The following is an 18,769-nucleotide window of genomic DNA, read 5'->3' as shown; positions in this document are numbered from 1 at the left end:
GCCCGCAACGCGTCCGGGCACCCTATAATCGGGGCCGGTTTCATCGCAGGAGCGCCACATGTACAGGTCCAGCGCCATTCTCGCCGTGCTCGCGCTGTGCCTCGCGGCGGCGGGCTGCACGACCCTCAGCGCGCTCGAATCGCCCGAGCTCAAGGTCACCAGCTTCCGCGTGCTGGAGCAGGAGCCCGGCTCGCTGGAACAGCGCTTCGCGGTGGGCCTGCGGGTGATCAACCCGAACAATCGCGACATCCAGGTGGACGGGCTCGACTTCAGCCTGGACCTGAACGGCCGCCGGCTGGCGCGCGGCGTCAGCAACGACAGCTTCAACCTGCCGCGGCTGGGCGAGGCCGAGACCACCGTGGTGGTGTCGACTTCCCTGGTCGACGTGCTGCGCCAGGCGGTGCAGCTCGGCCAGCGTAGTGAAGAGGAATTCGAGTACCGGCTGCGGGGCAAGCTGCATCTCGGCGGGATGTTCCTGCGCAGCATCCCCTTCGACCACAGCGGGCGGCTGGAACCCTGACGACCCTCGGCTAGGCGGCGCGCAGCCGCCAGGTCGGACGGCCCGCGGCGTTCACCAGGGCCCGCTCTTCGAGCCAGTCCCGGGCGTCCCCCGCATCCTGCTCGAACCAGGCCCGGGCCGCGCCGAGCCGGAAGGAATAGCCCCAGGCATCCATGTCGGCGAACATGCGCTCGCGGCCGAAGCCGGGCAGCTCCTCGGCCAGCAGGACCTGCAGGTAGCAGACCGCATTTTCCTCGTCGTAGTCGCCGCCGGCGTCGGTATCCAGCGCCGCGCGCCGCGCCGGCGCCATGCAGACGAAATGGCAGCTTTCGTGGAGCACGGAATGCAGCGGCGTGTCGGGGCGGGCGTAGAGCGTTGCCCCCCGCAGCCCGGCCTCGCGGCCGCCCCACCAGGAACCCGGAATCCGGGCCTCGCGCGGCAGCAGGACAAGATCCAGGCCGTAGCGCGCCAGCAGGCTGCGCGCCGCCGCCTCGAAGCCGTCGCCGAGGGCGACGACGGCCGGTTCGGTCAAGACCCGAGCCCGGCCAGCTGCCGCGTGATCAGGGCGGCGATCTCGCGCGCCAGCGCCTCGCGCAGCAGCTGCTCTTCCTGCTGCTTGCCGAGAATGTCGCGCTCGCTGTACGGGAAGATCCGGCTCCGGCTGACGCGTTGGGCGGGCAGGAGCACGCCGGCCGGACCCTCGACCAGGTACTCGGCCTCGTAGAAGACCTCGAACTCGGTGGGGCGGTTCTGCGCCGACACGGATTTCACCCGGCGGCCGTAGCGCTCGTCGGTCAGCCGCAGGGTCGCCGTGCCGGCGGCGGCATCCTGCACCAGCGTTACGCCTGCCCCCGCGAGGGAACGGCGCAGCTGCACCGCCAGGTCGGAATTCGGGTCGGGCACCGCCAGGAACACGGACTCGAGTTCCGGCGGCAGGTCGTTCACGCCCTGCAACTGGAAGCCGCAGGCGGCGAGGGCGAGGCAGGCGAAGGGCAGGAGCAGCAGGCGGCGCATGGCTCAGACCACGATGTTGACCAGCCGCCCGGGGACGACGATCACCTTGCGCACCGGGCGGCCGTCAACGAAGCGGGCCACGTTGTCCTCCGCCAGCGCCGCCGTGCGAATGGCCTCCTCCGGCGCGTCGCGCGCCACGCGGATGCGGCCGCGCAGCTTGCCCTGCACCTGCACCACCAGTTCGACCTCGTCGCGCACCAGCGCCGCGGGATCGTGCTGCGGCCAGGGCTGGTCGACCACGGAGCCGGTCTTGCCCAGCGCCGTCCACAGCGCATGGCAGGCGTGCGGCACGATGGGCGACAGCATCAACACCACGGCCTCGCAGATCTCCTGGCGCAAGGCCCGGTCCTGGGGACTGTCCCCGGCATGGCGGCCGAGCGCGTTGAGCAGCTCCATCATCGCCGCGATGGCGGTATTGAAGGTATAGCGCCGGCCGACGTCGTCGCTGACCTTGGCGATAGCCGCATGCAGGTGACGGCGCAGCTCGCGCTGGGCGTCGTCCAGGGCCGCGACGTCGAGCGCGGGCGCCGGGCCGGCGCTGACGTGTTCCTGCACCAGCCGCCACAGCCGCTTCATGAAGCGGTGCGCGCCCTCCACGCCCGTGTCCGACCATTCGAGGCTCTGCTCCGGCGGCGCGGCGAACATGGTGAACAGGCGCACGGTGTCGGCCCCGTAGCGGTCGATCAGCGCCTGCGGGTCGACACCGTTGTTCTTGGACTTCGACATGGTGCCGATGCCGCCGAGTTCCACCGGCCCGCCGTCGGCGGCCAGGGTCGCGGCGATCACCCTGCCCTTCTCGTCCCGCTGCACTTCGACCTCGGCCGGGTTGTACCAGGTGCGCCCGCCCTTCTCGTCCTCGCGGTAGAAGGAATCGGCCAGCACCATGCCCTGGGTCAACAGGTTGGTGAAGGGCTCGTCGCCGTCCACCAGCCCCTCGTCGCGCATCAGCTTGTGGAAGAAGCGGGCATAGAGCAGGTGCAGGATGGCGTGCTCGATGCCGCCGATGTACTGGTCGACGGGCAGCCAGTAGCGCGCCCGGTCATCCAGCATGGCCTGGTCCTGGTCGGCGCAGCAATAACGCGCGTAGTACCAGGACGACTCGAAGAAGGTGTCGAAAGTGTCGGTTTCGCGCCGCGCGGGCCCGCCGCAGCGCGGGCAGTCGACCTTGACGAACTCGTCCATGTGCTTGAGCGGCGAGCCGGCGCCGGACAGGGTCACGTCCTCCGGCAGCCGCACCGGCAGCTGCTCGTCGGGCACCGGCACGGAGCCGCAGGACGGGCAGTCGATCATCGGCACCGGGCAGCCCCAGTAGCGCTGCCGCGACACGCTCCAGTCGCGCAGGCGGTAGTTCACCCGGCGGCGGCCGCGGTTCTCGCCTTCCAGCCTGGCCGCCAGGCCCGCGAACGCCTCGGCCGAGGTCATGCCGTCGAACTCGCCGGAGTTCACCAGCACGCCGTAGTCCACGTAAGCGCCCTCGGCGAGATCGACCTTGCCGCCGTCGGCGGGCGCGATCACCTGGCGGATCGGCAGCTGGTACCTGGTGGCGAATTCCCAGTCCCGCCTGTCGTGGCCGGGGACCGCCATCACCGCGCCGGTGCCGTAGCCCATCAGCACGAAATTGGCGACCCAGACCGGCACTTCCTCGCCGGTGAGCGGATGGATCACGCTCACGCCCAGCGGCATGCCGCGCTTCTCCATGGTTTCCAGCGCGGCCTCGGTGGTATGCGCGCGGCGGCACTCGGCGAGGAACTCTCCCAGCTCGGGCCGGCCCTGCGCCGCGTGCACGGCCAGCGGGTGCTCGGCCGCCACCGCCATGTAGGTGACGCCGTAGAGCGTGTCCGGCCGCGTGGTGAACACGGTCAGCGCCTCGTAGCCCGCCACCGGCGCCTGGGCCAGGGCGAAATCCAGCTCCAGGCCCTCGGAGCGGCCGATCCAGTTCGCCTGCATGGCGCGGACCTGCTCCGGCCAGCCCGGCAGCCGGTCCAGGCACTCCAGCAATTCGTCGGCGTAGGCCGTGATCTTCAGGAACCACTGCGGGATCTCGCGGCGCTCGACCAGCGCGCCCGAACGCCAGCCGCGCCCGTCGATCACCTGCTCGTTGGCCAGCACGGTCTGGTCCACCGGGTCCCAGTTCACCGTCGAGGACGACTTGTAGACCAGGCCCTTCTCGTACAGCCGCAGGAAGAACCACTGTTCCCAGCGGTAGTAGTCCGGGTTGCAGGTCGCCAGCTCGCGGCGCCAGTCGTAGGCGAAGCCGAGGCGGCGCAGCTGGGCCCGCATGTGGGCGATGTTGTCGCGGGTCCACTGCGCGGGCGGCACCTGGTTCTTGATCGCCGCGTTCTCGGCCGGCAGGCCGAAGGCGTCCCAGCCCATGGGCTGGAGCACGTTCTTGCCCTGCATCCGCTGGTAGCGGCTGACCACGTCGCCGATGGTGTAGTTGCGGACATGGCCCATGTGCAGGCGCCCGCTGGGATAGGGGAACATGCACAGGCAATAGAATTTCTCTTTCGAGGGATCTTCGTTGGCCTCGAAACAGCGCGACTCGTCCCAGTAGCGCTGGGCCTCGGGCTCGATGACTTCCGGCTTGTAGATGGGGTCCATGGCGGGCTTCGCTGAAATCAAGCTGCCAAGATTACCGCCCCGCCCGGTAGCGGCGCAAAGCGGCCAACAGGCACAGCAGGGCGGCCGCGGCGGCCAGCGGCAAGTCCCCCAGGCGCAGCCAGGGCGTCACGCCGCGCATCGGCACCACCTCGGCCACCACGACCTCGGGCACGAACTGGCGCGAGCGCTGCACCAGCCGCCCGCGCGGGTCGATCACGGCGGTGATGCCGTTGTTGGTGGCCCGCAGCATCCAGCGGCCGGTCTCCATCGCCCGCAGGCGCGCGATCTGCAGGTGCTGGTGGGGCGCCACGGTGTCGCCGAACCAGGCGTCGTTGCTGACGTTCACCAGCAGCTCGGCGGCCGGAAAGAACACCCGCTGCTGGGCCCCGAAGGCATCTTCGTAGCAAATGGTGGGCGCGACGGGCACGCCGGCCAGCGTCATCGGCCCGGGATCGGGCGGTCCCGGGGCGATGTCGCTGTAGGGCAGGCTCATCATGCGCATCACCTGGCGCACGAAATCCGGCACCGGGAAGTACTCGCCGAAGGGCACCAGCTGGCGCTTGCGGTAGATCTCCGGCTCTCCGCCCAGCGACACCAGGGTGTTGTAGTACTGCCCGCTGCGCCGGTCCCACTGCAGGATGCCCATCAGCAGCTCGCTGCCGGCCGCCCGCGCGCGCTCGTCGAGCTCCGCCAGGAAATCGAGCTCCTCGTGCAACAGGGTCGGCAGCGCCGCCTCGGGCCAGATCAAGAGCTCGATGCCCCAGTACGGCTCGGTCAGCCCCAGGTACAGCTCGCGGGTCGGCTCCAGCTGCGTCTCCAGCCATTTCTCGTCCTGGCCCACGGCGCCCTGGATCATGGCCGCCCGCAGCGGCGGGCCGGCCGGCTCGGTCCAGGCCTGCCGGTCGGCCGCAGCGGCGGCCGCGAACAGCGCGAACAGCACGGCGGCCGCGACCGCGCGACGGCGCAGGTCCTCGACCGCCAGCGTCACCAGCGCGCCGGCGCCCAGCGCCGCGACCCAGCTGAGCCCGTACACGCCGCCCAGCGGCGCCAGCGCGCCCAGCACCGAGTCGGTCTGGCTGTAGCCCAGGCTGAGCCAGGGGAAGCCGCTCAGGAACCAGCCGCGGAGCCACTCCAGCAGGACCCAGGCGGCCGGCAGCCCGAGCAGCCAGCGGGTCATTCCCGCGGCGGGCAGCCAGCGCGCCGCGGCCCAACCCAGCAGCGCGTAATAGGCGGCCATCGCGGCTGCCAGCGCCAGGGTGAGAAAGCCGGCCAGCACCGCGGGCGCCTGGCCGAACTCGTGCACCGAGACGAACGTCCACCAGGTGCCCGACAGGAACGCCGCGAAGCCGTAGAGGAAGCCGCGCCAGGCCGCCCGCCCGGGGGGCGCGCCCCGCCAGCAGAGGAACAGGAGCGCCGGGGAAAGCAGGGCCAGGGCCCACCAGCCCCACGGCGCGAAGGCCAGCGGCAGGACCAGGCCGGCCAGCAGCGCGCCGAGCTCGCCGAGCGGCAGGCGGGACCGGATCCCGTCTTGGGGCCGCTCCGGCATCAGCTCAATCGGTCACGCGCCGCAGCCGGACGGAATGGATGCGGCGCCGGTCGGCGCGCAGCACGGTGAAGCGCAGCCCGCCGAAGTTCAGCGTCTCGCCCTTGCGCGGCAAGCGCCCGAGCTCGTGCATCACGAGGCCGCCGACCGTGTCGTAGTCCTCGTCGCTGAAATCCGTCCCGAGCTCCTCGTTGACATCCTCGATCCGCGCCAGCGCATCCACCCGCCAGCTGTGCTCGCGCTCGGGCACGATCAGCACTTCCTCGTCGGGGTCGTGCTCGTCGTCGATCTCGCCGACGATCTGCTCGAGCACGTCCTCGATGGTCAGCAGCCCCGAGACGCCGCCGTACTCGTCCACCACGATCGCCATGTGGTTGTGGCTGTGGCGGAATTCCTTCAGCAGCACGTTCAACCGCTTGCTCTCGGGGATGAAGACCGCCGGCCGCAGGCATTCCTTGACGCGGAAACGCTGCTGGTCCTCCTCGGCGAAAAAGCGCAGCAGGTCCTTGGCCAGCAGGATGCCGACCACCTCGTCACGATCGTCGGCGATCACGGGAAAGCGGGAGTGGCCGGAGTCGATGATCACCGCCAGCATCTCCTGCGGGCTGGCATCGCGCTCGAGCACGACCATCTGGCCGCGCGGGATCATGATGTCGCGAACCTGCATGGTCGAGACTTCCAGCACGCCCTCGAGCATCTGGTGCTCGTCGACATCGAGGATGTCGTGGCCGCGCGCCTCGCGCAGGATGTCCATCAGGTCGTCCCGGGTGCGGGGCGCGACCCGGAAGGCGTCGGCAAGCCGGCCCAGGAGGCCGGGCCGGCGCCCGCTGGTACTCGGAGGTTGGTCTTCAGCCATGATGCGGGTCGTTCTCCTGGTAGGGGTCGGGCCAGCCCAGCTCGGCGAGGAGCTCGGTTTCCGCGGCCTCCATCTCAGCGGCCTGCGCCGGCTCCTGGTGGTCGAAGCCCAGCAGGTGCAGGGTACCGTGAATCACCATGTGCGCCCAATGGGCTTCGGCCGGCTTGCCCTGCGCGGCGGCCTCGGCGGCCACCACCTCGCGACAGATTACGACATCGCCCAGCAGCGGCAGTTCCAGCTCCGGCGGCAGGTCGGCCGGGAAGGCCAGCACGTTGGTCGGCTGGTCCTTGCCGCGGAACTGGCGGTTCAGCGCCTGGCTCTCCGGCGCATCGACGATGCGCAGGCTGAGCTCCGCAGTGGCGCGCCGCCCGGCCAGCGCGGAGCGCGCCCAGTGGCGCAGCTTGGCGACGCTCGGCAGCCCGCTGCGGCCGCCGGCGACCTGCACGTCGATGCGCACGCTCACCCCTCGTCCCCGTGGTGCCGCTCGTAGGCCTCGACGATGCGCTGCACCAGGGGATGGCGGACCACGTCGCGGGCGGTGAACCGGGTGAAGCCGACGCCCTCGACTTCCGCCAGCACGCGCGCCGCGTGCCGCAGGCCCGAGGTCTTGCTCGCCGGCAGGTCCGTCTGGGTGATGTCGCCGGTCACCACCGCCCTGGAGCCGAAGCCGATCCTGGTGAGGAACATCTTCATCTGCTCCACGGTGGTGTTCTGGGCCTCGTCCAGGATCACGAAAGCCTCGTTCAGCGTGCGGCCCCGCATGAAGGCCAGCGGCGCGATCTCGATCACGTGGCGCTCGATCAGTTTCGCCACCCGCTCGAAACCAAGCATCTCGTAGAGCGCGTCGTACATCGGGCGCAGGTAGGGGTCCACCTTTTGCGACATGTCGCCGGGCAGGAAGCCCAGGCGCTCGCCGGCCTCGACCGCCGGCCGGACCAGCACGATCCGGCGCACCTCGTCGGTTTCCAGCGCCTCGACCGCACGGGCCACCGCCAGGTAGGTCTTGCCGGTGCCCGCCGGCCCGATGCCGAAACACAGGTCGTGCTCGCGCATGGAGCGCAGGTAGCGGGCCTGGTTGGGGCCGCGGCCCCGGATCGCGCCGCGGCGGGTCCGGATCTCCTGCGGCCCGTGTTCGTCCGCGGGGGCGTGCATCCCGGCCTCCTGCAGCCCGGTGTGCACCGTCTGCGGGCTGATGCTCTCGTCCGCCGCCTGCTCGAACAGGCTCACCAGCAGCCGCTCGGCGGCCGCCACGGCAGGCTCGGGGCCCTCGAGCTGGAACAGGTTGCCGCGCGGGCGGATCTGCACCTCGAGCCGGCGCTCGATCTGCTTCAGGTGCTCGTCGAACTGGCCGCACAGGTTGGCGAGGCGCTGGTTGTCGGCCGGCTCGAGTACCAGGTCCCTGATGAGATTGTCGTTCAACGGCGTTCCAGGGCTTCAGGCGGAGCGGGGCAGCGCGTCCTCGACCGCGACCACGCGCCCGCGCAGCGAGTTGGGCAGGGCCTCGGTGATCTGCACGTCGACGAAGCGGCCGATGAGGCCCGCGTCGCCGTCGAAGTTCACCCAGCGCATGTTGCCGGTGCGGCCCGCCAGCTGGCGCGGGCTCTTGCGCGACGGCCGCTCCACCAGCACCCGCTCCACGCCGCCCACCATGGCCGCGCTGATGGCGGCAGCCTGCTGGCTGACCCGGTGCTGGAGCAGGGCCAGGCGGCGCTGCTTCTCCGCCGCGGTCACGTCGTCCGGCAGCGAGGCCGCGGGCGTGCCGGGGCGGCGGCTGTAGATGAAGCTGAAGGACTGGTCGAAGCCCACGCCCTCGATCAGCTGCATGGTCTGGTCGAAGTCCTGCTGCGTCTCGCCCGGGAAGCCAACGATGAAATCCGAGCTGATGCTGATCCCGGGGCGCGCCTCCCGCACCCGCCGGATCTTCTGGCGATACTCCAGCGCCGTGTGGCCGCGCTTCATCATCGCCAGCACCCGGTCGGCGCCGCTCTGCACCGGGAGATGCAGGAAGGGCGCCAGCTCGGGCACCTCGGCGTAGGCCTCCACCAGGCTGTCGGTGAACTCCACCGGGTGCGAGGTGGTGAAGCGGATCCGGTCGATCCCGTCGACCGCGGCCACGTAGCGGATCAGCGCCGCCAGGTCGGCCAGGGTGCCGTCGTGCATCGGGCCGCGATAGGCGTTCACGTTCTGGCCCAGCAGGTTGATTTCGCGCACGCCCTGCGCCGCCAGCTGCGCGACCTCGACGATCACGTCGTCGAAGGGCCGGCTGACCTCCTCGCCGCGCGTGTAAGGCACGACGCAGAAACTGCAGTACTTGCTGCAGCCCTCCATCACCGAGACGAAAGCCGTCGGGCCGTCCGCCCGCGGCTCCGGCAGCCGGTCGAACTTCTCGATCTCGGGGAAGGACACGTCCACCGCCGGCCGGCCGCGGCCGCGCACGTCCTCGAGCATCGCGGGCAGCCGGTGCAGCGTCTGCGGGCCGAACACCAGGTCGACGAAGGGCGCGCGCTGGAGAATCGCCTCGCCCTCCTGGCTGGCGACGCAGCCGCCCACCCCGATCACCACGCCCGGCCGCGCCGCCTTCAATTCCCGCCAGCGGCCCAGCAGGGAGAACACTTTCTCCTGCGCCTTCTCGCGGATCGAGCAGGTATTGAGCAGCAGCACGTCCGCCTCTTCCGGCGTGGCGGCGGGCTCGAAGCCGTGGGAGGCGCGCAGCACGTCCGCCATCTTCGACGAATCATACTCGTTCATCTGGCACCCGAAAGTGCGGATGAAGAGCTTGCCGCCGGGCTGCTGTGCGTTCATCGGGTCGGCGTCAGAAGGGGATATCGTCCTCGAAGGGCTCTTCCTTGCGGCTGCCCGCCGAGGAACTGCCCGAGGACCGGCTGCCGTAGTCGTCGTCGCGGCTCACGGGCGCGCTGCCGCCGGGCCGGCCGCCCAGCATCTGCATGTCGCGCGCGATGATCTCGGTGGTGTAGCGGTCCTGGCCTTCCTTGTCCTGCCACTTGCGCGTCTGGATCTTGCCCTCGATATACACCTGCGAGCCCTTGCGCAGGTATTCCCGCGCCGTCTCGGCGAGCTTGTCGAACATCACGATGCGGTGCCACTCGGTCTCCTCGACCCAGTCGCCGCTCTGCTTGTCCCTGCGGCGGTCGCTGGTCGCCACGTTGAAATTGGTGACGGTCAGCCCGCCGGGGGTGGTCCGTGACTCCGGATCCGCGCCCAGGTTGCCCACCAGGATGACCTTGTTGATGCCGCGCGCCATGTGCGTCCCTCGCTCGTCGTGTTGCCGGACCGCTTGCCCGGACTCGAAGAATAGCCTTTTAGTCTAGCCTGAACAGGGCCGAATCTCACGCGCGCCGGCCGGAAACCGACCCTTGACCAGGGTCGAAAACGCGGCAGCACGGCGGGCAGCGCAGCGCCGGCATTTCTGCGTATAGTAATGAGTTCGGCCGAGCCAGACGGAAGCCATGGACACCATCCGCATTCGCGGCGCGCGCACCCACAATCTCAAGGCGGTGGATCTCGACCTGCCGCGGGACCAGCTGATCGTCGTCACCGGGCTGTCGGGCTCCGGCAAGTCCTCGCTGGCCTTCGACACCATCTACGCCGAGGGGCAGCGCCGCTACGTGGAATCGCTGTCGGCCTACGCCCGGCAGTTCCTGTCCATGATGGAGAAGCCGGACGTCGAGTCCATCGAGGGCCTGTCCCCGGCCATCTCGATCGAGCAGAAATCGACCTCCCACAACCCCCGCTCGACGGTCGGGACCGTCACCGAGATCTACGATTACCTGCGGCTGCTCTACGCCCGGGCGGGGACGCCGCGCTGCCCCGAGCACCAGGAGAAGCTGGAGGCGCAGACCGTCAGCCAGATGGTCGACCAGGCGCTCGCGCTGCCTGAAGGCACGCGCCTGATCCTGCTGGCGCCGGTGGTGCGCGACCGCAAGGGCGAGCACACCCACCTGCTGGCCGAGCTGCGCAGCCGCGGCTTCATCCGGGCGCGCATCGACGGCGAGGTCTGCGAACTCGACGACCCGCCGGCGCTGGACCTGCGCCGCAAGCACACCATCGAGGCCGTGATCGACCGGTTCAAGGTCCGCGACGACCTCCGGCTGCGCCTGGCCGAATCCTTCGAGACCGCGCTGAAACTGGCCGACGGCAGTGCCAAGGTCGCGTTCATGGACGAGCCGGAGCGCGAGCCGCTGCTGTTCTCGGACCGCTTTGCCTGCCCGGTCTGCGGCTACAGCATCCCCCAGCTCGAGCCGCGGCTGTTCTCCTTCAACAACCCCGCCGGCGCCTGCGCCACCTGCGACGGCCTCGGGGTGCAGCAGTTCTTCGATCCGGAGCGCGTGGTGGCCCATCCCCACCTGTCGCTCGCCGGCGGTGCCGTGCGCGGCTGGGACCGGCGCAACGCCTATTATTTCCAGCTCATTCGCAGCCTGGCGGACCACTACGGCTTCGACGTCGAGACGGCCTGGGACCAGCTGCCCGCGCGCATCCGCAAGATCCTGCTGTTCGGCTCGGGCGACGAGTCGATCGAGTTCGCCTACTTCGACGGCCGCGGCGGCATGAAAAAGCGCAAGCACCGCTTCGAAGGCGTGATCCCCAACATGGAGCGGCGCTACCGGGAAACCGAGTCGGGCGCGGTGCGCGACGAACTGGCCAAGTACCTCGGCACCCATCCCTGCCCCAGCTGCCAGGGCACGCGCCTGAACCAGGCCGCGCGCCACGTCTTCGTGGCGGACCGCGGGCTGGCGGCGGTCACGGCCGACGCCGTGGGCGAGTCGCTCGAGTTCTTCCGGACCCTGGAGCTGCCGGGCTGGCGGGGCGAGGTCGCCCGCAAGATCATCAAGGAAATCACCGACCGGCTGCGCTTCCTGGTCGACGTCGGCCTGGACTACCTGACCCTGGATCGCAGCGCCGAGACGCTCTCCGGCGGCGAGGCGCAGCGCATCCGCCTGGCCAGCCAGATCGGCTCCGGCCTGGTCGGCGTCATGTACATCCTCGACGAGCCGTCCATCGGCCTGCACCAGCGCGACAACCAGCGCCTGCTCGCCACCCTGCTCCACCTGCGCGACCTCGGCAACACGGTGATCGTGGTGGAGCACGACGAGGAAGCGATCGCCACCGCCGACCATATCGTGGACATCGGCCCCGGCGCCGGCGTGCACGGCGGCCGCGTGGTGGCGCAGGGCAAGCCGGCGGACATCATGGCCGATCCCGAGTCGCTGACCGGGGACTACCTGTCCGGGCGCAAGTCCATCGCGGTGCCGCCACAGCGCACCCCCCGCCGGCGGGGGGCGGACATCGTGGTGCGCGGCGCGCGCGGCAACAACCTGCGCGGCATCGACGCCGCCATTCCCCTCGGCCTGCTGACCTGCGTCACCGGCGTGTCCGGCTCCGGCAAGTCGACGCTGATCAACGACACGCTGTACCTCGCCGCGGCCCAGAGGCTCAACGGCGCCGCCGTCACGCCCTCGCCCCATGAGCGGATCGAGGGGCTGGAGCACATCGACAAGGTCATCGACATCAGCCAGAGCCCGATCGGCCGCACGCCGCGCTCCAACCCGGCGACCTACAGCGGGCTGTTCACCCCCATCCGCGAGCTGTTCGCCGGCACGCCCGAGGCCCGCTCGCGCGGCTACAAGGCGGGGCGCTTCAGCTTCAACGTCAAGGGCGGGCGCTGCGAGGCCTGCCAGGGCGACGGGGTGCTGAAAGTAGAGATGCATTTCCTGCCGGACATCTACGTGCCCTGCGACGCCTGCCAGGGCCAGCGCTACAACCGCGAAACGCTGGAAATCCGCTACAAGGGCAGGAACATCCACGAGATCCTCGAAATGACCGTCGAGGACGCGCTGGGGTTCTTCGCCAACGTGCCGGTGGTCAAGCGCAAGCTGCAGACGCTGATGGACGTGGGCCTGTCCTACGTGCGCCTGGGCCAGAACGCCACCACCCTGTCCGGCGGCGAGGCGCAGCGCGTCAAGCTGGCCAAGGAGCTGTCGAAACGCGACACCGGCAAGACGCTGTACATCCTGGACGAGCCCACCACCGGCCTGCACTTCCACGACATCGCCCAGCTCCTGGGGGTGCTCGGCCGCCTGCGCGATCATGGCAACACGGTGGTGGTGATCGAGCACAACCTCGACGTGATCAAGACGGCGGACTGGATCATCGACCTCGGGCCCGAAGGCGGGGCCGGCGGCGGCGCCCTGGTCGCGGCCGGCACGCCCGAGGAAGTGGCGGCCGGCAAGGACTCGTTCACCGGCCAGTTCCTGCATCCCATCCTGGCGGCGGCCGGCACCCTGCCGCCGGCCCGGCGCGCGCGGCGCAAGCGGAGCGGCTAGGCCGATGCGACTGCGCCTGCCGCTGCTGCTGCTCCTGCTCGCCGTCGCGGTGCTGGTCAGCACCTGGCAGCCGGCGCCGCAGGACGCTCCGGACGCTTCAGCTGCGCCAGGCGCAGCGGTCCCGGCCGGCCTGCCGCCCGAGGCGATCGCCACGCTGGAGCTCATCGAGCGGGGCGGGCCTTTCCCGCATCGCCAGGACGGCACCGTGTTCCAGAATCGCGAGGGCCTGCTGCCGCAGCGGCCGCGCGGCTACTACCGCGAGTACACGGTGCGCACGCCCGGCCTTTCACATCGCGGCGCGCGGCGCATCGTCACCGGCGGCAACCCGCCGGAGGTGTATTACTACACCGAGGATCACTACCGCAGCTTCCGGCGCCTGGAGACCGGGCCATGACGGCGCCGAGCCCGGCGATCCTGCGCGATCCCGCGGCCGCCGGCCTCGTCCGCATCGGCCCCGGCGAGGTCGAGGCGGTGCTGGCGGCCGGCGCGGCGGCCGGTCTCTGCTGCGCCCGCATCGAGCTGGCCGGCTGCCGCAGCAAGCCCGAATTCCTGGCCCGGGTCGCCGACGCGCTGGAGTTCCCCTGGTGGTTCGGCCAGAATTGGGACGCGCTTGCCGACTGCCTGGGCGACCTCGAATGGCTGCCGGCCGAGGGTTACCTGCTGGTGCTGGATGACCCCGCCGACCTGCGCCGCGCCGCGCCGGACGACTATGCCGTCGCCGTCGAGGTCTTTAGCGAAGCGGCCCGGGCCTGGCGCGAGCGCAACACGCCCTGCTGGGTGTTCATCAGCGGCGAAAAGGAAGCGACATGAACCACGACATCATCCGCTTTCGCGGCGGCAAGGCCGTCAGCGCCCTGCCGGTACTGTTCTTCATCGCCTGGGCCATCGTGCAGTCCGGCCTGCTGGGCATCGGCGACACCGCCGGGCTGATCGTCGGCATGCTGGTGGGCCTGGTGCTGGGCATGCTGCTGGTCCGCGGCAACTGGGGCGCCTACGCGGACGCCGTGGTCGAGGGCATGGCGCAGAAAGTGGCCGTGACGGCCATCGTGGCCTGGCTGTGGGCCGGCATGTTCGCCGCCACGCTGCAGGTCGGCGGCTTCGTCAACGGGCTGGGCTGGCTCGCCGACGCGCTGGGCCTGGGACCAGCGCTCTTCCCCGCCGTGACCTTCCTGCTTGCCGCGCTGCTCGCCACCGGCATCGGCACCGGCTACGGTACGGTGATTGCCTTCGTGGCCCTGTTCTTCCCGGCCGGCGTGGCGCTCGGCGCCGACCCGGTGCTGATGTTCGGCGCGATCCTGTCGGGCGCCGTGTTCGGCGACAACCTGGCCCCGGTCAGCGACACCACCATCGTCAGCGCCGTCACCCAGGACTCCGACGTGGGCGGCGTGGTCGCGAGCCGCTTCAAGTACGCCATCATCGCCGCCACGCTGGCCTTCATCGCCTACCTGGCCTTCGGCTTCGCCTCCTCCGGCGCCATGGTCGACGGCGACGCCGCGGCGCTGTTCCGGGCCCAGTCCGACGCCAGCGGGCTGTTCCACCTGCTGCCGATCGCGCTGGTCATCGGGCTGGCCATCCGCGGCCGCCACATCATCGAGGCGATCTCCGCCGGCCTGATCCTGGCCATCGTCATCAACCTGGTCTTCGGGCTGGCGCCGGCCACCGACATGCTGGCCTTCCGCGTCGCCGCCGACAGCTGGGCGGCCGCCACCTTCGGCGGCTGGCCCCTGGTCGAGGTGGTCCCGGCTGCCGCCGCCGGCGTGGGCGGCAGCCTCTACGACGGGCCGGTCGGCTTCGCCACGCTGGCGGTGCTGATCCTGCTGGTGCTCGGCGGCGCCCAGGTGATGATCCGCGGCGGCGGCTTCCAGGCCCTGCAGGACTGGCTGCTGCGCAAGGTGGCGAAGAGCGTGCGCTCCGCCGAAGTCACCATGGTCTCGGTGACCGCCGGCATCAACGCCGCCATCACCATCAACACGGCCGCCCAGATCGCCATCGCGCCCTACATCGCCACCATCGGCAAGCGCTTCAACCTCAACGGCTACCGCCGGGCGAACATCCTCGACGCCAACACCTCGGCGCTGGGCTACATCTTTCCCTGGGCCGGCGGCGTGCTGGTGGGCTACACCCAGATGCAGGCGCTGGTGACGACCTACGACTGGTTCACTCCCGCGATGGTGGTGGAGCCGATCCAGGCCTGGCCCTGGGTGTTCCATGGCTGGCTGCTGGTGGCGGTGTTCCTGTTCGCCGCCTGGACCGGTTTCGGCCGCGAGTACACCACCGACCGGATCAGCAAGGGAGGCAGCAGCGCATGAGCAGGGGTCTGTTCGGCAACTGGCGGTTCCGCAGCACCCGGCCCGCCTTCGCCCCGGGCGAGGAAATCCGCGCCTACCTCACGGGTTTCGACCCGGCCACCGGCGTGGGCACGGTGCGCATTGGCGACACCGTGCTGCAGGTCAAGGGGGCTGCCGCCGGGCAGGTCGACCAGCTGGTCGACCTGCGCGTGGAGAGTTTCGACGCGGGCCGTGCCGTCGGGGAGGCGGTGCTGCGGCGCTGAGCCGCCGACGGCTGCGGCGCAGCCGATGCTAGTTCCCGAGCCAGCGCGCCAGCTGTGCCAGCAGGCGCGGGCTCGAGACCAGGTCGAAATGGCTCAGGCCCGTGCCGACCCAGCGGTGGCCGGGCGGGAAGTCCAGCGCGAAGCGCGCGTCCTCGTGTTCGCCCAGCGCGCTGGCCAGCGGCACCAGGCCGTCGCCGACCAGGCGCGCGGACAGCGCCCCCTCGTTTTCGCCGCGCAGCGCGGCGGCGGTGTAGCACTCGACGCGTTCGGGTAGCGGCAGCGGCGTGCGCGGGTCCTTGCGCATCGGCGCATAGCGATCGCGCGCGGCCCAGTCCTGCTCCAGCAGGATGCCGAAGCGCAGGTCGGTGATGCCGTGGCTGCGGACGCGGCCGAGGCGCGTGAACGGCCGGCTGTAAGGGCTCAGCCCCAGCAGCATGTCCAGGCCGTTGCCGGCGCGCTCCAGCGGCGAACCGTGGTGCGGCGCGCCGAGAAAAACCAGTTTTCGCAGCCGCTCCGGCCAGGCGTGCCCGGCCGCCGCGCCGTAGTGGTGCGCGCTGCGCGCCACCAGCCCGCCCATGCTGTGGCCGACGATCGCGAGCTCCCGGACCTCGACCGGCCACTGCGCCAGCAGGTTCTCCAGCAGTGCGGCGAGCGAGCGCCCGTTCGCCGCGATGTGCAGCCCGGTGTTGTAGTGCAGCTGCAGGCAGGTGTAGCCCAGCCTGGCGCCGGCGGCCGCAACCTCGTCGCGGCCCGCCCGTTCCCAGTGCCCGGGGTGCATGCACAGGCCGTGCGCCTGGACCAGGATGCGGGGGCTGGCGGCGGGCACCGCCCGGCGCAGCGCGGCGCGGCCAAGCTCGAGCCGCATGCCGTCCCGGCGCAGCCCCATGCTGATGGCCAGCGGGTTGCCGGTGGCGGCCAGGTGATCCCCGAGCACGCCATTGAGCACGCCCAGCGCCGCTGCATGTCGTGCCGGGCGTTGCTGCGCGCCATGGCCCGCCTGGTGCCAGGCCGAAACGGGCACGAGCGTCCGCTCGATGCCCGCGCCGACCAGGCGGATGCCCCCGCCGACGCAGCGGTACACGAACCGGGTGATGCCGCGCGTGCGCTGGTTGCTCGAGCCGGGCACGATGCCCGCCAGCCCGGCGATCGTGCCGTGCATCGATTCCACCAGGTCGGTCACGCCGGTCGCGGCGTCCACCAGCAGGCGGCTGGCGCCGCGGAGGTCGGCTGCCAGGGCGACCGCGCAGAGGGTCATGGCTTCATTCCTCGACGGTATGCGGAGACCCGGCACGGTCGCCAGGCACCGGCGCGTCCACGCAACGCACCAGCTCGAGGAAATCCGTGTGCGGCGACCGCCGCGCCAGCCACCGCAACCCTTCCTGGCCATCCTCGCTACTGCGGTACGCCTGCCAGTCCTCCGCGCGCGCCCACTGGAACACTTCGACGACCTTGCGGGCGTCCTCGCTGAGATACACCAGCCCGGAAAGGAAACCCGGGTGAAAGCGCATGCGCTGCTCGACGAAGTCGGCCAGCTCGCTGGCGAACTGCTCGCTCTCCCCCGCGTTGCAGTCGAAGGACAGCAACACCGTGAATGCACCCTGGTGAACCGGCAGCGATTTCATGTTCGTCAAGCTCCTCGAACAGCGGCAGCGCCCGGCTGCCTTCAGTAACCCGCGGCGTGCCCGTCCTTGCGCGACTCCGACGCCCCGACCCAGGCGCCATCGTCCCTGCGGATGGCCTGGTACCCGCCGTAGCCCCCGTCGTTGCGCACCTCGACCCGGTGGCCGCGGCGCTCGAGCTCGGCAATGGCCTCGGGCGCGAAGCCTTGCTCCAGCCGCACCACGCCGCCGTCGGTCATGCGCTCGTCGGTCGGCTCGCTGGACCCGTCATGGCGCATGCGGGGCGCGTCGCCCGCGGCCTGCGGCTCCATGCCGAAATCGATCATGTTCACCAGCACCTGCGCATGGCCCTGGGGCTGCATGCCGCCGCCCATCACGCCGAAGCTGAGCCAGGGCTTGCCGTCCTTGGTGACGAAGCCCGGGATGATGGTCGTGAACGGCCGCTTGCCGGGCGCAAAGGCGTTGGGATGGCCCGGCTGCAGGCTGAACATCTCGCCGCGGTCCTGCAATACGAACCCGAGCCCGGGCGGGGTCATGCCGGAGCCCATGCCGCGGTAGTTGCTCTGGATCAGCGAGACCATGTTCCCCTCGGCGTCCGCCACCGTCAGGTAAATGGTGTCGCCGTCCCGCAGGACCGCGGGATCGCCGTGCGGGTAGCTGGCCGCGGCCTTGCCGAGATCGATCAGCGAGCGGCGCGTCGCTGCGTACTCGTCAGAAATGAGTTTCGCCACGCTCACGTCCATGAAGTCCGGATCGGCGTAGAAGCGCGCCCGGTCCTCGAAGGCCAGCTTCTTGGCCTCGATGAACAGGTGCATGTAGTCGGCGCTGCCGAAGCCCATGCCGGCGATGTCATAGCCCTCCAGCACCTGCAGGATCTGCAGCCCGGCGATGCCCTGCGTGTTGGGCGGCAGCTGCCAGATGTCGTAGCCGCGGTAGCTGGCCGAGACGGGCTCCACCCAGTCCGAGCTGTGGGTCGCCAGGTCCTCGTAGGAGAGGAAGCCGCCGTTGGCCTGCATGTAAGCGGCGATGGTGCGGGCGATCTCGCCCCGGTAGAAGGCATCGCGGCCGCCCGCGGCGATCTTCTCGTAGGTGTCGGCCAGCGCCGGGTTGCGGAAGATCTCGCCCTTGGCCGGGGCGCGCCCGCCCGGCATGAAAACCTCGGCGAAGCCGGGGTACTCGCCGAGGCGCTCGGCGTTGATGGCCCAGTAGTGCGCGATCACCTCGGTGACCGGGAAGCCCTCGCGGGCATAGCGGATGGCCGGCGCCAGCACCTCTTTCATGGGCAGGCGCCCGAAACGGCCGTGGAGCTCGAACCAGCCGTCCACCGCGCCGGGGACGCTGACCGGCAACGGCCCGTAGCGGGGGATGCGCTCGAAGCCGTTGTCCTGGAACCACTCCAGCGACAGCGCGCGCGGCGAGCGGCCGCTGGCGTTGAGGCCGTGCAGCCGGCCGCTCTCGGCATCCCACACGATGGCGAACAGGTCGCCGCCGATGCCGCAGCCGGTCGGCTCCATCAGCCCGAGGGCGGCGTTGGCCGCGATCGCCGCGTCCACCGCGCTGCCGCCCTGGCGCATGATCTCCAGCGCGATCTGGGTGGCCAGGGGGTGGCTGGTCGCCGCCATCGCGGCGGGTGCCAGGACGTCGGAGCGGGTGACGAACTCGGGGCCGGTGACGCGGTCGGCGCTCAGGGACATCGGGCTTACCAGGCTGGCGGCCAAAGCGAGGGCCGCGCGGGACATTCTAAA

General features: G+C 70.8%; 18 protein-coding genes. 6 read left to right on the top strand and 12 right to left on the bottom strand.

Annotated elements, in window-relative coordinates:
• The first annotated feature begins 58 nt into the window (after positions 1–58).
• Positions 59–520: an LEA type 2 family protein gene (locus G6N75_RS07265; protein WP_165347692.1), complete on the top strand. Its 462-nt coding sequence runs from the start codon at positions 59–61 to the stop codon at positions 518–520.
• 10 nt (positions 521–530) lie between these two features.
• Here G6N75_RS07265 and G6N75_RS07260 read toward each other — a convergent pair whose 3' ends face one another.
• From G6N75_RS07260 to ssb, 9 genes are read right to left on the bottom strand one after another with little or no spacing between them, the layout of a single operon-like run.
• Positions 531–1,031, bottom strand: a complete 501-nt coding sequence (locus G6N75_RS07260; protein ID WP_165347691.1) for a hypothetical protein — start codon at positions 1,029–1,031, stop codon at positions 531–533.
• A complete protein-coding gene (gene lptE, locus G6N75_RS07255; RefSeq protein WP_165347690.1) occupies positions 1,028–1,513 on the bottom strand; it encodes an LPS assembly lipoprotein LptE in 486 nt (161 codons plus the stop codon). The genes G6N75_RS07260 and lptE overlap by 4 nt, the downstream gene beginning before the upstream one ends.
• Before the next feature lie 3 nt (positions 1,514–1,516).
• Positions 1,517–4,114: a leucine--tRNA ligase gene (gene leuS, locus G6N75_RS07250; protein ID WP_165347689.1), complete on the bottom strand. Its 2,598-nt coding sequence runs from the start codon at positions 4,112–4,114 to the stop codon at positions 1,517–1,519.
• Between the two features lie 31 nt (positions 4,115–4,145).
• The gene (lnt, locus tag G6N75_RS07245; RefSeq protein ID WP_165347688.1) at positions 4,146–5,660 is read right to left on the bottom strand and encodes an apolipoprotein N-acyltransferase; all 1,515 of its coding nucleotides are present in this window, start codon (positions 5,658–5,660) and stop codon (positions 4,146–4,148) included.
• A gap of 4 nt (positions 5,661–5,664) precedes the next feature.
• The gene (locus G6N75_RS07240) at positions 5,665–6,513 is read right to left on the bottom strand and encodes a transporter associated domain-containing protein (RefSeq protein WP_165347687.1); all 849 of its coding nucleotides are present in this window, start codon (positions 6,511–6,513) and stop codon (positions 5,665–5,667) included.
• On the bottom strand, positions 6,506–6,976 hold the full coding sequence (gene ybeY / locus G6N75_RS07235; RefSeq protein WP_165347686.1) for an rRNA maturation RNase YbeY: 471 nt from the start codon (positions 6,974–6,976) through the stop codon (positions 6,506–6,508). The genes G6N75_RS07240 and ybeY overlap by 8 nt, the downstream gene beginning before the upstream one ends.
• Positions 6,973–7,932 (bottom strand): PhoH family protein, encoded by a 960-nt coding sequence (locus G6N75_RS07230; protein WP_165347685.1) that lies wholly within the window; start codon positions 7,930–7,932, stop codon positions 6,973–6,975. Before G6N75_RS07230 ends, ybeY begins: the two co-directional genes overlap by 4 nt.
• Before the next feature lie 15 nt (positions 7,933–7,947).
• Positions 7,948–9,315: a tRNA (N6-isopentenyl adenosine(37)-C2)-methylthiotransferase MiaB gene (gene miaB / locus G6N75_RS07225; protein ID WP_165347684.1), complete on the bottom strand. Its 1,368-nt coding sequence runs from the start codon at positions 9,313–9,315 to the stop codon at positions 7,948–7,950.
• A gap of 10 nt (positions 9,316–9,325) precedes the next feature.
• Positions 9,326–9,775, bottom strand: coding sequence for a single-stranded DNA-binding protein (ssb, locus tag G6N75_RS07220; protein WP_165347683.1), 450 nt, complete (start codon positions 9,773–9,775; stop codon positions 9,326–9,328).
• A gap of 205 nt (positions 9,776–9,980) precedes the next feature.
• Here ssb and uvrA point away from each other — a divergent pair, with 205 nt between their 5' ends.
• The 5 genes from uvrA to G6N75_RS07195 are packed head-to-tail and all read left to right on the top strand — an operon-like array spanning position 9,981 to position 15,405.
• Complete coding sequence (uvrA, locus tag G6N75_RS07215) at positions 9,981–12,854, top strand: excinuclease ABC subunit UvrA (RefSeq protein ID WP_165347682.1); 2,874 nt, start codon at positions 9,981–9,983, stop codon at positions 12,852–12,854.
• A gap of 4 nt (positions 12,855–12,858) precedes the next feature.
• Positions 12,859–13,248 carry a ribonuclease domain-containing protein gene (locus G6N75_RS07210; RefSeq protein WP_165347681.1) on the top strand — a complete coding sequence of 130 codons (390 nt, stop codon included), beginning with the start codon at positions 12,859–12,861 and terminating at the stop codon, positions 13,246–13,248.
• Positions 13,245–13,664 carry a barstar family protein gene (locus G6N75_RS07205; RefSeq protein WP_165347680.1) on the top strand — a complete coding sequence of 140 codons (420 nt, stop codon included), beginning with the start codon at positions 13,245–13,247 and terminating at the stop codon, positions 13,662–13,664. The genes G6N75_RS07210 and G6N75_RS07205 overlap by 4 nt, the downstream gene beginning before the upstream one ends.
• Positions 13,661–15,163: a Na+/H+ antiporter NhaC family protein gene (locus tag G6N75_RS07200; protein ID WP_165347679.1), complete on the top strand. Its 1,503-nt coding sequence runs from the start codon at positions 13,661–13,663 to the stop codon at positions 15,161–15,163. Before G6N75_RS07205 ends, G6N75_RS07200 begins: the two co-directional genes overlap by 4 nt.
• Positions 15,160–15,405 (top strand): hypothetical protein, encoded by a 246-nt coding sequence (locus tag G6N75_RS07195; RefSeq protein WP_165347678.1) that lies wholly within the window; start codon positions 15,160–15,162, stop codon positions 15,403–15,405. The genes G6N75_RS07200 and G6N75_RS07195 overlap by 4 nt, the downstream gene beginning before the upstream one ends.
• Positions 15,406–15,433: 28 nt before the next feature.
• Here G6N75_RS07195 and G6N75_RS07190 read toward each other — a convergent pair whose 3' ends face one another.
• The 3 genes from G6N75_RS07190 to ggt are packed head-to-tail and all read right to left on the bottom strand — an operon-like array spanning position 15,434 to position 18,718.
• Positions 15,434–16,660 (bottom strand): alpha/beta hydrolase, encoded by a 1,227-nt coding sequence (locus G6N75_RS07190; protein WP_165347677.1) that lies wholly within the window; start codon positions 16,658–16,660, stop codon positions 15,434–15,436.
• 4 nt (positions 16,661–16,664) lie between these two features.
• On the bottom strand, positions 16,665–17,027 hold the full coding sequence (locus G6N75_RS07185; RefSeq protein WP_165347676.1) for an antibiotic biosynthesis monooxygenase: 363 nt from the start codon (positions 17,025–17,027) through the stop codon (positions 16,665–16,667).
• A gap of 41 nt (positions 17,028–17,068) precedes the next feature.
• The gene (gene ggt, locus G6N75_RS07180) at positions 17,069–18,718 is read right to left on the bottom strand and encodes a gamma-glutamyltransferase (RefSeq protein WP_240901004.1); all 1,650 of its coding nucleotides are present in this window, start codon (positions 18,716–18,718) and stop codon (positions 17,069–17,071) included.
• Positions 18,719–18,769 lie beyond the last annotated feature (51 nt).

The organism is Thioalkalivibrio sp. XN8 (genome assembly GCF_011058255.1).
Taxonomy (GTDB): Bacteria; Pseudomonadota; Gammaproteobacteria; order Steroidobacterales; family XN24; genus XN24.
Note: the sequence above shows the minus strand (reverse complement) of the source record. Positions and strands in the feature narration are given on the sequence as shown.